Consider the following 14,115-nt stretch of genomic DNA (forward strand, 5'->3'; position numbering starts at 1 on the left):
AATTTATAGCATTCTAGATTCCTTATAGCTTTTTTAGATTTGTAGGGGATGGTCATTATTTATACGTAACTTCTATGTAAGTTCTTTAACAGCTAAGATGGCTTTGATATATTGGTTTGTTTACACTTGATGTTTCTTTTTTACTTATTCCCACCATATTTGATTATTATAGGTCATTCCAATAGGATATAGTTCTCCTATCTGTGGCATCACACAAGGGATATTTAAGTCATGTAGATTCTTGTGGAGAAACTTTATTACTTCGTTCCACTTGTGACTACCCGCAACAAATCTAGCCCAATGTATAGGTAAAACCATTTTTGCATTCAAATCTTTTGCCTCTTGTAAAATCTCATGCGGAAAAGAGTGTGAAAAACGCCAAGCATGATTAAACTGCCCGCTCTCCAAACACGCTAAATCAAAATTATGAAACATATCTCCAATGCGTTTAAAATGTGTGTAATAGCCACCATCACCACTTAAAAAAACCTTTTTATGTTGTGGTGTATCTGGTAAAAATTCAACTACAAAACTAGCCCACAATGTTTTGTTAAAGTCGCCAAGCCGTGCTGAATTATGTTGTGCTGGAGTTGCAGTTATTTTTAAGATTACATTCTGCTTGTTTATGGATGTTTGATGATTGCGAGTTGTAAGCGGTGTATTAGTTTCGACATCTTTAGAATCTTTGTCATTATTCAAGATACTAGATTGTAAATGTTTATAATTTTGTGTTCTAGATTCAGCATATATCAGATTGCTTTCTAAATGTCTTAACCTCTCATTAGTTTCTGAAAGGATAGACTCTTGCATATCACAGCTATCAAAGCTTACCCCTTGCCACCAATCAAGCTCAATAATTTTGCTTGCTTTAATCCCCCATTTACGCAAATATACACCAACCTGTAATGGACAGATAAAATATGTTGTCTGCGCATCAAGCGCAAGAACACTCGGTTTATCTAGGTGATCAAAATGTGCGTGCGTAATGATTACAAGTAATGAGCTTGGAAAGTCATTGCTTTTATAACATTTTGTTTGAGGAAAAGCACGATTGATGTATGCAAATGGTGAGGCATACATACTAAAGAGGGGATCAACTAAGATTGCTATGTCCTTGTATGTGAAGAATAATGAAGAATGTCCTAGCCATGCGATATGCGGTGTATCTTTAATAGCTTTAAAATCAGAATCTATAAATGGGATTTTGCATCTTGGTTTTGCATCTTTTGGGTAATTACAATAGTATTTTATAACTTCTTTTAATGGAATTTTGGGAGGTATTTTTGCCTCTTTATTTTCATTACAAAAGATTGTCTTGCCCTTATATTGCATCCTCTTTGCTCCACAATGCTCTTTACTCTGCAATGAAAATAAGTAAAATTGTAATGACATGTAGCCTCGTGTTATTATTATAGTTGTTTCTACAACATAAACCCAATTGCAAGATTCATAAATAATGCCGCCACAGCTATGAAACTCTAAAATAAGCAGTGGTTAATCCAACAAAATCTTGTGTTTTATTCTTTGTTGATTTGCCTGATGTTTAAATATGAACATCTATAAAGTTTAAATCTCGCATGCTGGTTTTTCTGCATAACTTGATACGATCAAATAAAATCCACTCCCACTTGCATAGATAATGCAATCCGTTTAGATTCTAAGAATCTTATAAACTATCCAAAGTGAGCTTCAAGCTTGCGTTTTGCAAGTAAATGAAAGTGTAAATGAGGGACTTCTTGGCCACCATCAGCACCAATATTGGTTACTAAACGATAACCACTTTCACGTACACCAAGCACATCTACAACACGCAAGATAAACGCACTCATATCTCCCATAAGACCTGGTGTAACTCCATTGAAATCCTTTACCCATTTTTTTGGAATAATAAGTACATGTATTGGAGCTTTTGGGGCAATGTCGTGAAATGCCATAAAATCATCGTCTTCTAGCACAATATTTGCAGGAAGTTCCCTATCAACTATTTTTTCAAAAATGCCTTTTTCTGCCATGACATATCCTTTCAAGTTTTACTTCAAAGCATACCATTCTAGCAAAAAATATATGCTTTGTAACAAAAATCCACTTTCTTTTGATAAAATAAGTGTATTTGTAGTAATATCTATACAATGAAATATAACAAGAGGATAAAAGGGCTTTGCATGTTGGAATTAAAACAATGTATCAAAGATACACTCGCAAAAATAGCACAAGCAGATAGTAAGGAAAGTCTAGAATCTTTACGCATTGAAATGAGCGGAAAAAAGGGTTATATTACACAAGCATTCAGTAAACTAAGTATGCTTGGAGGTATAGAGAAAAAAGAAGTAGCAGCAGAATTAAATATGCTTAAACGAGAGTTTGAAAATATTTTTCATATCAAAAAAGAAGAGATTGATTTAAAAGATTTAGAGCAAAAACTAAAGAGTGAAAAAATTGATACAAGCTTGTTTAAAAAGAGTAATTTTGCAAGCAATGGACACCCAGTATATCAGATGCGTGATATTATTATTGATTATTTTGTAGGATTAAACTTTTCTTTGCAAGATGGTCCTTTCATTGAGGATGATTTCCACAACTTTGAGGCTCTGAATTTGCCAAAATATCATCCTGCAAGAGACATGCAAGATACGTTCTATTTTAAAGATTCTATGCTTTTGCGGACACATACATCGCCAACACAAATACGCACAATGGAAACCAATAAGCCGCCTATTCGTATGATATGCACAGGTGCCACTTTTAGACGAGATTATGATATGACACATTCACCTATGTTTCACCAATGTGAAGGTTTGGTAGTGGAAAAAGGTGATCACATAAGCTTTGCTCACTTGAGATACATTTTAGAGGACTTTGTGAAACATATCTTTGGCAGTGATGTAAAGGTGCGTTTTCGCTCATCATTTTTCCCTTTCACAGAGCCTAGCGCCGAGGTTGATGTGAGCTGTATGTTTTGTAAGGGAGAGGGTTGCAGGGTATGTTCACATACAGGCTTTTTAGAAATACTAGGTTGTGGTGTAGTAAATCATAATGTATTTCGTGCAGTAGGCTATGAGGATGTGAGTGGTTATGCCTTTGGTATGGGGATTGAGCGACTTGCCATGCTCAAATGGGGTATTAATGATTTACGCAGTTTTTATGAAACAGATTTGAGAATCTTGGAGCAGTTCTAATGATAGTTACAAGTGAGAGTTTGAGCCATTTTATTCAATTGGGTAGTGTTGATTGGAAAGAGCTTGTACGGGTTTTGAGTAGCATAGGTTTGGAAGTTGAGAGAGAATACGAGACCACAATTCCACAAAAGGTTGTCGTGGCGAAAGTGGTAAAAAGGACACAACATCCAAATGCCGATAAACTTAGTGTTTGTGAAGTAGATATTGGTAGCGAAGTGTTACAGATTGTGTGTGGAGCAAAAAATGTATATGCAGGGCAGTATGTAGCCCTTGCACTTATAGATTCTATCTTACCATTTGGTAAAGATGGTAGCACCACAATTACTAAAAGTGAGATAAGAGGAGTTGAGAGTTTTGGTATGCTGTGTTCAAGCACAGAGCTTGGACTACCAAAACTTAATGATGGAATCTTGGAGCTTGATTCAAGTATTGGTGAGCTTGTGCTCGGTAAAGAGCTTTATGCTTATCCAATCTTTCATCAAAGTGTGTTAGAGCTTGGTATTACACCAAATAGAGGTGATTGTCTATCTGTGCTAGGTGTAGCACGAGATATTGCAAGTGTATTTCATCTTATTCCCAAAAATATTATTGCCAATGAACCAAACATAGCACTTGGTGTTGGCAGATTCTTGCAAGTTGTGCCGCATGGCGATTTGCATTCTTCGTTGTTGTATAGGATTATTGAGATAAAAGAAGGTTATACCCCACTTGCTATCGCTTTAACACTTGGATTAAGTGGTAGATATAAGCAGTGTGCTATGAGTAACTTTGCTGAATATACAACATACATGACAGGTGTTTTATTTAATATATATCCTATGGATTCTAGTGATGTATCTAACAATGGTAAAGAAGCAAAGCTTTTAGTAAAGGCAGATGAAAAAGGCTTAGAATCTGTCTATGCAGAGTTTCATGAAGATGAAAATGTAAAATATACTAAGCTAACAAGCATTGGTGCGACTTCCTATGAGATTGAAAAGCGTGATTATCCACGAACCTTTATATTAGAAGCAAGTTTTATAGATTCTGTATTAATTGCCAATAAAACCTATGGTATGGATAAGGCAACCTTGACACAGGAAGTTTTACATCGTTCTACAAGAGGTAGTAATCCAGATTTAGAACTAGGTATGAATTTTATTTGCAAAAGCTTAGAATCCCTTCATTCAAATCTTTATTCAGGTGTGCAAGAAATTGCAAGGACTTATGCACCAACAAATATACAAATGACTTTTAAATACATTTCAGATTGTATTGGAAATACAATAGAAAAAGAAGAGATAGCCCTTTTACTTAAACGATTGAATTTTAGAATCCAAGCAACTTGTGATGAAAATTTCTTTATCGCACAACCACCTGCATTTAGGAATGATATTAAAACTAAGCAAGATATTGTTGAAGAAGTGTTGCGTTTGTATGGTGTTGATAATGTAAGCTCAAAGAAGCATATCGTTGAGCAAATACCACAAACTACACAAGCCTATATTACACATCAAAAGACAAAGAAGCTACGCACAAAGGCACTAGCACATGGCTATATTGAATGTGTGCATTATGTCTTTGATGATTCTAAAAAGTTGGAGACATTAGGTTTTGAGCCATTGAATGAAGACAAAAGACTTTTAAATCCCATTACAAGTGAGCTTGACACACTTCGCCCATCACTTATTCCACACATATTAGAAAGTCTTTCAAAAAATAAACGCTATGGGTATGAGGGGATACGACTTTTTGAAATTGGATATGTATATGACAAAGAAAGAAATGCAAAACAAAATCTTGCCTTTGCGATGAGTGATTGTTTTAAAACGCCAGGCTATCCAAATCCAAAGGGAATAGGACTTGATTTTTTCAGTTTTGCACAGAATGTGAGTGAGATTATTGGTAATTTTGAATGTATTAATACTGCAAGTAAGTTTCAAAAATCAAATCTTATCCATCCGTATCAAAGTGCAAATATGCTGCAAAATGGTGTCATCATTGGTGTGATGTCAAAATTACATCCAAATATTGCAAAGATGTATGACTTAGAAAATGTGTATTTTTGCGAGATCGATTTTACTCTACTGCTTTCACAACAGCAAGATGATAAACTTGCAAAAGAGTTTTCAAAATACCAAGCAAACAAAAGAGATTTAACACTGCTGCTTGATAAAAATGTGAGCTTTAGTGCAATAAAATCAGAGATTGAAAAGGCATCATTGCAAGATATAAAAGAGATTTTGTCACTTGATATATATCATGAAAGTGATGGCAATATAGCCTTAAGCATTCGCTTTGTTTTTCAATCCATGAATGAGACACTTACAGAATCTCAAATGCAAGAAAGTTTGCAAAAGATTCTAGAAATTTTAGAGCAACGATTTTATGCAAAACTAAAACTCTAGGGATGAGATAACACACATTTTTGTGTTTGGACTATTTTTTGCTACATTGCATCATACACAAGTAAAAGGGATATTAAATGATACGTGCCAAATTTATTACTATGTTTGGACTAGGTTTGTTGTTTTGTGTGAGTTTGTATGCTAGTCAGAATCCATTCGTGATTAATGCAAATCAAAGAGATTTTCAAGCACAACAAAATAATAAAGGCAAAAAGCACTTAACTACTGAAAGTGTGCAACTCCCAAGCAATGCTAGAGAGTTAAAGAGCGTTACATTGACATTTCAGAATCTTGATGGCACTCTTGAGAGTAAGCAATTAAAGATAGATAAAACCATTGATTGGCACTATCCTATCAAAATCACACAGCAAGAAGCCATACGCAATATTGCTAAACGCTATTTTAGTCTCAATGATTTTGAGTTTTATGTGGAGGGTAAAACCTTGGTAATAAGTTCACCAAAACATAGAATCTTGCGCCACTTTTTACTTGTAAGTCCTACAACCATTGTAGTAGATTTTAGTCGAGATAATGGCATAGCTTATGATGGCAATATCGGCACGGGTGAGCAATATTATGCAAAAGTTGGAGTGAACGCAAAAAGTAACCTTTATCGCGTAAGTATAGAGCTTGATGGCATGTATCAATACACATTAAAAAGCACTAAAAATAATGTGCATACAATTGAATTGAAATAGATTCTTGTAGCTTAAAACAGAGCGCTAAAGCTTTCAGCTATATTATCCCAGTGGTGAAATATGGGTTTTCCCATTTTATAAAAATTTTGTTTGCGTATAAACAAAGGGCAAACTTTAATTTATCTGTGCCAAATCATCTAGCTTTTGTTTCTTAAATTGCTGCCAAGTTTGGTCTAAAATTGCTTGTCTAGAATCTTTTAAAAGTGTAATGTAAAAATACAAGTTATGGATACTTGCAAGGCTATGGTATGTGATTTCATTAGCACGAAATAAATGATGTAAATATGCACGTGTATAGTTTGTGCATGTAAGACAATTGCATTGAGAATCAAGCGGTGTAAAGTCGTTTTTATAACAAGTCTTTTTGATATTTATCTTTCCATGATTTGTGAAAATAGTTGCATTTCTTGCATTGCGTGTAGGCATAACACAATCAAACATATCAACACCTCGATCAATACCTTCCAACAAGTTCTCTGGTGTACCAACCCCCATGAGGTAACGTGGCTTTAAATCTGGTAGAAAATCACACGCATAGTCAAGACACTCATACATTTCTTGACTACTTTCACCAACTGCCAATCCACCTATTGCATAACCATCAAAAGCAAGTTCTATAAGCTCACTTGCACTTCTTTTACGCATATCATAGTCTGTACCACCTTGCATAATTGCAAAGATTTTATTTTTTATATCATATTTTTCTTTCTGCATATTATGATAACTAATGCTTTGTTTTGCCCATTTTGTTGTGCGTTTTACAGAATCTAGGAGTCGTTCTTTTGTTGCTGGTAAACCTGTAAGATCATCTAAGATCATCATAATATCAGAATTTATTGCATATTCTATATCAAGCACTTTTTCTGGTGTAAAAAAGTGCTTACTGCCATCAATATGTGATTTAAAAGCAATACCACAATCTTCATGTTTGACATTTTCACCTAAACTAAATGCTTGGAATCCGCCACTATCGGTTAAATAATTGCCATGAAAGTTTGCAAAGTTGTGTATTCCACCAGCTTTTTTTAACGTTTCTATACCAGGTCTAAGATATAGATGATACGTATTTGCAAGAATGAGATTTGTCTGTAGGACATGCTTAACATCAAGGGAATTTAGCCCCTTAATCACACCTTGTGTGCCCACAGGCATAAAGATTGGCGTCACCACATTACCATGCGCTAGAGTAAAGCTGCATGCTCTTGCTTTGCCAACTTTTGCTTGGATTTGAAACTGCATAAAACCCCCTTAGTAATTTTAAAATATGGTTTATTTTTCGTGAAATTAAAAGATAGGATTCTAATCAAAAAATGGGAATCTTTTAAGTAAAAGCTTAGCAAATCCTTGAAAATATATATGTTATGTTGTATAATTTTAACTTTACTGAAGTAAGGAGAACACATGCAAAACACAATGACAAGGCGAGAGTTTGTAAAGATTGCAGGTATAACTGGTGGTGCAATGTTGTTTGGATCAAGCCTACTAAATTACGCATTTGCAACACCTCGTATTGATATACAAGGTTTTTTTAGCACACAAAAATTATCCAATGGTGTAGAGATTCCACGTTATGGAATGAGTGCGTGTAAGCATATTTTGAATGCTGCAAAGGATGGAGCACAGGTTGTTTTAGAATCTTTAAAAGCTGGTTATAAATATATTGAGGCACATGGTGCAGCAAGTGAGGCTGGAGATGCGTATGTGCTTAGCCAGCTTCCAAGACAAGATGTGTTTTTGTCATTGCAATTGCCAAAGGGAATTTCAACAGAAGATGAAGTGCTAGAGGCTTTTAATGATGGACTTGCAAAAATGAAGACAGATTACCTCGATTTGGTTCTTGTTGAAATTGCAGAGGCAAAAGGTAGGGCTTCATGGCTTGAGGTTACAATGGAAGTGTGGCATGCAGTTGAGAAACTATATAAAGAAAAAAGAGTACGTGCAATTGGCATTGCAAACCTTAAAGCAGAGCAACTCGATGAGTTTTTTGAATTGTGTGAAATTAAACCTATGGTAAGTCAATTAGACATCAGTGTATTTACACTAGATCATGCCAATAAAGTTTTCATCGAGAAGCTACAAAATAGAAAGATTGTTGTAAGCACTGCAGTGGTGCTTGGAGACGCGGGTTATGCTCATAATCCTATCCTACAAAAAATAGCACAAAAGCACAATAAGACAGGCGCACAAGTTGCTTTGCGTTGGAGTTTGCAAAGCGGATTTATTACGCTACCAAAAGCAGAGAATATAGAACAAGTAAGGGAGTTTGCTGACATCTTTGACTTTGCTCTTGATGCAAGGGATATGAAAGCTATATCTCATTTACATGAAAAACCTAAGAAATAACTAGTTGTTATTGTATTGTGTAGAGGGGATATAAAGCTTCCTTTATATTTTTCAAATAGTGTTTCGTATTGATACAAACTAGAATAAGAGGTCATCTTTTATGTGTTTTGGGCTTGTAGTTGGGGCACGTCTTTTGTCCTTGATCTAGGAGCTCAATGTTTGGGTTGGTTTTAGGCAGAGTTTCTCTTTTTTTTTAAAGTTCGCGTAATCAATAAGTGTCTTTATAGGTTTAGGCTTGTGTGTTTTGTTGCTTTGGGTGCACCTACAAGAGTGATACATTCTAGTCGTTGTAAAGTTCATCTTTGTATCCACATGTATTAGATTGAAATCTTTGGTATTTTTATCACGCGTTATATGATAAGCAAAATATTTTGATTTGCCACATTGATTAATTATTGAGCAGAAATAATCTGACTAGAATCTGGCTAACATTATTATCTTGTGTATTCCTCTCGGTCTATTTTAAACGTGAGAATAAAATCTTGAAGATATGATAATTATCCCTTAATTACAATGAAACATTGGTGTAAGTATATAGAAGAGATATTTATCCATAACCTAAACCTAATATAGGGTTTCTTTAGAAAGATGATATGACTTTAATGTCTAATAATATGTTTATGATTTAGTGTAGAATCGCTTTTATAAAACTTAAAATTTATAGTTCAAAGATGGTTATAAGTGGTAAAATAAATTTTAGATCGAGCGTATTACTATGGAGTAGGTTATGGCAAAAAATAAGGCAGCATTTTTTGATAGAGATGGCGTAATTAATGTGGATTTATCATATGTGTATAAGCAAGAAGATTTTAGATTCTATGATGATTTTTTTGCTTGTGTTACACGTTTTAAAGAACAGGGTTATAAGCTTGTTGTGGTTACAAATCAATCAGGTATTGAAAGAGGTTATTATACAATAAAAGATTTTTTACTATTAAGTGCATATATGCAAGATTGTATGCAAACACGATTAGGTTTTACCTTTGATAGAATCTATTTTTGCCCACTACTCCATGATTCAATAAGGCGTAAACCTGCAAGTGGAATGATTATCCAAGCTATGAATGATTTGGACTTAGACTTAGGCGAATCTTATCTTGTTGGTGATAGAATGACTGATATTATGGCAGCCAAGAATGCAGGCATAATGAGGCGATATTTGCTCTGTAGAGATAAGCAACATGAAGAATTAATCAAATTAGATGAGATTGGCTATACACAGATACATACTCTCGATGGTTTTTCCCCAACTCACTAGTTGTAATTATGCGTGTAGGTTTCATCAACATATTTTGCTTTTATGAGCAATACGATCGGGTTATATACAATACAAGGTAATACCAATATATCAATTACATGTAAAAATCAGATAGAAAGACAATAAGGCAGATTTTAAGCTATTATTAATGTAATTCTAACTCTCTACAATATATTGTAAGTATTATTATCTTATATAAACTATCCTTTTTAAACTTACTTGATATTGCACTCTAATATTAAAGTGTTTTATATGCACAAAAGATTTCAATCTTTTTGTTGTTATTTTGCCGTGCTATTTTCAAAACATAATTCTTTCTATTAAGATTGATACGAGGATACGTAGCTTTATCTTTGAATTGTGCTATAATCCTAATCTTATGAGAGTATAATTTAAAATTCATTATATAGATTCTAAATTGAGTATAGCGTTTTTTGGGTATGATAAAGTTAGTTTTATTTTCTATCATAAGCTAGGATAGAATACAACCTTTTATTTTCCTTAGCATAACAATCCTAGCATATCTAAGTTTAAATAGTAATCTTTCTTGCAGTATTCTATCTATCTTATCTTACAATAATACTAAGGTTGCATATTAAGTGCGTAAAAACAACTTGTCTTATTGCTTGACTTTTTCTTATTGCTTGGTTTATTATTTTACTGATTTATTAATTTGACTTTAAATGGTGAAAAACCAAAATTTATAATGAGGTAGTAAGGGTGTATTATGAAGCTGAATGAAGAGCAATATAGGGCATGTCATGCTGAATTGGGGCATAATCTTGTAATAGCGAGTGCTGGTACAGGCAAAACCTCGACTATTGTGGGACGCATTGCAACCTTAATTGAACGCGGCATTAAGCCACATGAGATTTTGCTACTTACTTTTACCAATAAGGCTTCACATGAGATGATTGAACGTGTGGGGAAAATTTTTGATAGAACAATGGCAGATAAAATTGAGGCTGGGACATTTCATAGCGTTGCTTATCGTTATTTGAAAGAACATAAAAAGATTACTTTAAAACAACCAAGAGAGCTTAAGATTCTTTTTAAAAGTATTTATGATAGACGGCAATTTAGATTTGATAAGGCGCCATATTCATACCAGTATCTTTATGATTCTTATTCTCTTTATAAAAATAGCACAATCAATCAAAGTTATGGGGAATGGCTGACAAATAAGAATGCAGAACAGCTAGATTTTGTAGATATTTATGAAGATATTTTTGATGAATTTCAACAATTAAAAGCTGAATATGCCTATGCAGATTATAATGATTTATTGCTTTTATATCGAGATGAGCTTATGAGACTGCAACGCAACGGAGAGATACCTTATATTGAAGTGTTGTGTGATGAATATCAAGATACAAACCCTTTGCAAGATTCTATCATTCGTGCCATTTCGCCTCGAAGTCTTTTTTGCGTAGGAGATTATGATCAGAGCATTTATGCTTTTAATGGTGCAGATATCAGTATCATTACAAACTTTGTGGAAAATTATCCAAATGCCAACGTGTTTTCTTTGAGCAAGAATTATCGTTCAGGCAAACATATATTAGAGCTTGCAAATAAGGTTATCTCGCATAACCCTAGAATCTATCCTAAAAAACTTGAAGTTATTAAAAGCGGAGTGGCATATTTACCCTCTGTGCTAGAGTATGAAGATATGTTTTTGCAATATAATGGCATTGCAAAGCGGATACAAGAGATACATGAAAAAGAAAGATTGCCTTATAATGACTTTGCAATCATTTATCGCAACAATGTAAGTGCAGATGGACTGCAAGCTGCATTAAGGGCATTACATATTGGGAGTAGGCGAAAGGGTAGTGGAAGCTTTTTTGATTCTAAAGAAATTGAGTTTTTACTTTGTTTGTGTAGTGTGCTTACAAATGAACGTGATATGATGAGCTATATTCATATATTCAGTCATGCAAAAGGTATTGGTAATAGTATTGCTAAAGATATTTTTGAAGCATTAATTATTCTTGGGCATGGCAACTGCAAAAAAGGTTTATTAGCACCAGATAAAAGCAAGGATTGTTATCCACGTAAAACTATGAATAGTGGTTTAGGCTTATTTGATGACTTTTTTCGGCATGAAGAGTGTTCCAGATTTAATGAATTCTTGCATAAAGATTTTCACTCACACCCACTTTTTGGACATCCTAAAATTGAGCGTGAAGCAGCACATTTTTTTAATAATTTTTTTACTACATATAAAGAAAATAATGGAATTAATACGCCAAAAATACTCTTGCAAAATCTTATACAAACATCACTCTATAAAAACTATATGGAGTCTTTACTCAAAGAGCGTTCAAAAACTAAAGATGGAAAACATGATGAAACGCTCTATGAAGATTCGAAAAAAAGATTATTGTCACGTCTTGCTATTTTGTGTAATATTAGCGAAAATTACTCTAATATTCATACGTTTTTAAATGCAATGGTGCTTGGTGGTAGTGAGATAAATGAAGAAGATGGAGTGAATCTTTTAAGTGTGCATGCAAGTAAGGGGCTAGAGTTCTCATGTGTATTTGTTGTAGATTTAATGGAGGGCAGATTCCCAAATCATAAACTTGCAGCAAGAGGAGGAAGTATTGAAGAAGAGAGAAGGCTGTTTTATGTAGCTTTAACGAGAGCAAAAGAATATCTCTATCTTTCATATGCAAAGCAAGACAACAAAACTTCATATAAACCATCAGTCTTTCTCTTTGAAGGTGGATTATTGAGTCAAGAAAACTTTATGTAAATATCAAAAAAGTTTTTAACTAATTGTAGTCTTTCTTTATATTTCAGGGAGCTTTTATAATATTTTTATATGTTGTTTGAATATGTCAAGTATGTCTTAGATTCTAAGAAGTCTTAATTGCATAGAGATATTTGTGTATTTTGGAAACATATAGGTTGTATGGTTTGGTGTGCAACTATCTCATACAAAATATTTTATTCTTAGTCACATTAATTTTGTATAATACTGCACTGCAAGTGTTTGCTGCCATTTGGAGCAGTTTATGTGGGGCTTGTTGCGATAATATCTGTAGTTGATTTTCATATTCAGGATTTTTTATGCAAATAAATATAAATTATATGCTAGGCATTGCAATAGTAGCTATACTTGCTGCCTTGAGTATTGGTATTGCCAAGATTCCAGCGGTTGCCGCTCTTTCTCTTTCTCCGCTTATTGTTGGAATTTTACTTGGGGTTTTATTGTCATTTGTTTATCACAAGAAGCAAGATGTGGTTGGGCTTGGCGTAACTTTTAGTGCAAAAAAGATACTTCGTTTTGGAATCATATTGTATGGTTTTAATGTCTCAATAGCAGAAATTGGACAAGTAGGCTTTATTGGCATAGTTGCATGTATATTTGTCGTGGCTATTGTTATGGGGCTTGGTGTATGGATTGGGGTAAAATGGTTGAAGCTTGATAGAGATATTGCAATTTTGGTTAGTGGTGGGAGTGCGATTTGTGGAGCTGCAGCAGTCCTTGCTTTAGAATCTTCTTTGCGTTCGGAAGCTTACAAAGGTGTTATTGCTGTGGGGACAGTGGTCATCTTTGGTTTAATTGCTATGTTTCTTTATCCTATTCTTTATGCAAGTGGTATTATTCCCTTTACACATGCACAAGAGGGATTATATATTGGCTTGACGTTACATGAAGTTGCAAATGTTGTTGGTGCGGGTGGGGCTATTAGCCCAGAGTGTGCAAATTTTGCTCTTATTACAAAAATGATACGTGTAATATTGCTTATTCCATTACTTTTAATCATTCCTTTGTTGTGCAGTAGAACTCAGGGTACAGGTGGCAAAAAACTTCATATTCCATGGTTTGCCTTTGGATTCTTAGGCGTAGTGATTTTGCATTCTTATATAGATTTTTCAGATAATATTGTTATGGCTTGTAAGTTTGTATCAGCATTTTGTTTGACTATGGCTATGAGTGCCTTGGGCTTACAGATTGACTTTAAGAAGTTCAAATCTGCAGGTGGTGGTGCTTTTATGCTTGCCTTTATTCTTTTTATTCTACTTTGTGTTGGAGGCTTCTTACTTGTGTATGGGCTCACAACGCTTGGATATTTTTAGATTCTATTTGTGCTTGTTTCTTGCTGTGTCTGTACTTGCAAGATTCTGTTTTTTAAGGTGTTTATCTAAAAAAGTAAGACATAAATTACTTAGCCACTACTTATTGTTAATAATGTTTCATAAGAAAGAATGATTATTTGGTTGTGTTAATTAATTAGAGT

10 protein-coding genes are annotated in these 14,115 nt (G+C 34.0%); 7 read left to right on the forward strand and 3 right to left on the reverse strand.

The features are described 5' to 3' along the window. Nucleotides 1–144: 144 nt before the first annotated feature. Together LS81_RS05285 and LS81_RS05290 are read right to left on the reverse strand one after the other, a co-directional pair. Nucleotides 145–1,392 (reverse strand): MBL fold metallo-hydrolase, encoded by a 1,248-nt coding sequence (locus LS81_RS05285; protein ID WP_034346730.1) that lies wholly within the window; start codon nt 1,390–1,392, stop codon nt 145–147. 281 nt (nt 1,393–1,673) lie between these two features. Beyond that, entirely contained in the window at nt 1,674–2,012 is a 339-nt protein-coding gene (locus LS81_RS05290) for a histidine triad nucleotide-binding protein (protein WP_034346732.1), read from the reverse strand. 150 nt (nt 2,013–2,162) lie between these two features. Here LS81_RS05290 and pheS point away from each other — a divergent pair, with 150 nt between their 5' ends. The 3 genes from pheS (at nt 2,163) to LS81_RS05305 (ending at nt 6,261) form a co-directional block, all read left to right on the forward strand. Beyond that, the gene (gene pheS / locus LS81_RS05295; RefSeq protein ID WP_081955932.1) at nt 2,163–3,176 is read left to right on the forward strand and encodes a phenylalanine--tRNA ligase subunit alpha; all 1,014 of its coding nucleotides are present in this window, start codon (nt 2,163–2,165) and stop codon (nt 3,174–3,176) included. Further along, nucleotides 3,176–5,563 (forward strand): phenylalanine--tRNA ligase subunit beta, encoded by a 2,388-nt coding sequence (pheT, locus tag LS81_RS05300; protein WP_034346733.1) that lies wholly within the window; start codon nt 3,176–3,178, stop codon nt 5,561–5,563. Before pheS ends, pheT begins: the two co-directional genes overlap by 1 nt. A gap of 77 nt (nt 5,564–5,640) precedes the next feature. After that, nucleotides 5,641–6,261, forward strand: coding sequence for an AMIN domain-containing protein (locus tag LS81_RS05305; RefSeq protein ID WP_034321316.1), 621 nt, complete (start codon nt 5,641–5,643; stop codon nt 6,259–6,261). 114 nt (nt 6,262–6,375) lie between these two features. On the opposite strand, the gene tgt is transcribed toward LS81_RS05305, so the two are convergent. Next, on the reverse strand, nt 6,376–7,500 hold the full coding sequence (gene tgt / locus LS81_RS05310) for a tRNA guanosine(34) transglycosylase Tgt (RefSeq protein WP_034346735.1): 1,125 nt from the start codon (nt 7,498–7,500) through the stop codon (nt 6,376–6,378). Between the two features lie 162 nt (nt 7,501–7,662). On the opposite strand from tgt, the gene LS81_RS05315 reads away from it, so the two are divergent. The 4 genes from LS81_RS05315 to LS81_RS05330 all read left to right on the forward strand — a co-directional run bounded on the left by LS81_RS05315 (nt 7,663) and on the right by LS81_RS05330 (nt 13,954). Further along, nucleotides 7,663–8,604: an aldo/keto reductase family protein gene (locus tag LS81_RS05315; protein ID WP_034346736.1), complete on the forward strand. Its 942-nt coding sequence runs from the start codon at nt 7,663–7,665 to the stop codon at nt 8,602–8,604. 727 nt (nt 8,605–9,331) lie between these two features. Continuing rightward, on the forward strand, nt 9,332–9,862 hold the full coding sequence (locus LS81_RS05320; protein WP_034346738.1) for a D-glycero-alpha-D-manno-heptose-1,7-bisphosphate 7-phosphatase: 531 nt from the start codon (nt 9,332–9,334) through the stop codon (nt 9,860–9,862). A 727-nt stretch (nt 9,863–10,589) separates the two neighbouring features. Next, on the forward strand, nt 10,590–12,623 hold the full coding sequence (locus tag LS81_RS05325) for an ATP-dependent helicase (protein WP_034346742.1): 2,034 nt from the start codon (nt 10,590–10,592) through the stop codon (nt 12,621–12,623). Nucleotides 12,624–12,940: 317 nt separating this feature from the next. Then, nucleotides 12,941–13,954 carry a YeiH family protein gene (locus LS81_RS05330; RefSeq protein WP_034346743.1) on the forward strand — a complete coding sequence of 338 codons (1,014 nt, stop codon included), beginning with the start codon at nt 12,941–12,943 and terminating at the stop codon, nt 13,952–13,954. Nucleotides 13,955–14,115: the final 161 nt, after the last annotated feature.

This window comes from Helicobacter trogontum, assembly GCF_000765905.2.
GTDB classification, from domain to species: domain Bacteria; phylum Campylobacterota; class Campylobacteria; order Campylobacterales; family Helicobacteraceae; genus Helicobacter_A; species Helicobacter_A trogontum.

Bases quoted from the DNA above. Each gene is read 5' to 3' on its own strand.
- pheT (WP_034346733.1), top strand. From the start codon at position 3,176: ATGATAGTTACAAGTGAGAGTTTGAGCCATTTTATTCAATTGGGTAGT.
- LS81_RS05315 (WP_034346736.1), top strand. From the start codon at position 7,663: ATGCAAAACACAATGACAAGGCGAGAGTTTGTAAAGATTGCAGGTATA.
- pheS (WP_081955932.1), top strand. From the start codon at position 2,163: ATGTTGGAATTAAAACAATGTATCAAAGATACACTCGCAAAAATAGCA.
- LS81_RS05320 (WP_034346738.1), top strand. From the start codon at position 9,332: ATGGCAAAAAATAAGGCAGCATTTTTTGATAGAGATGGCGTAATTAAT.
- LS81_RS05290 (WP_034346732.1), bottom strand. From the start codon at position 2,012: ATGGCAGAAAAAGGCATTTTTGAAAAAATAGTTGATAGGGAACTTCCT.
- LS81_RS05330 (WP_034346743.1), top strand. From the start codon at position 12,941: ATGCAAATAAATATAAATTATATGCTAGGCATTGCAATAGTAGCTATA.
- LS81_RS05325 (WP_034346742.1), top strand. From the start codon at position 10,590: ATGAAGCTGAATGAAGAGCAATATAGGGCATGTCATGCTGAATTGGGG.
- tgt (WP_034346735.1), bottom strand. From the start codon at position 7,500: ATGCAGTTTCAAATCCAAGCAAAAGTTGGCAAAGCAAGAGCATGCAGC.
- LS81_RS05285 (WP_034346730.1), bottom strand. From the start codon at position 1,392: ATGTCATTACAATTTTACTTATTTTCATTGCAGAGTAAAGAGCATTGT.
- LS81_RS05305 (WP_034321316.1), top strand. From the start codon at position 5,641: ATGATACGTGCCAAATTTATTACTATGTTTGGACTAGGTTTGTTGTTT.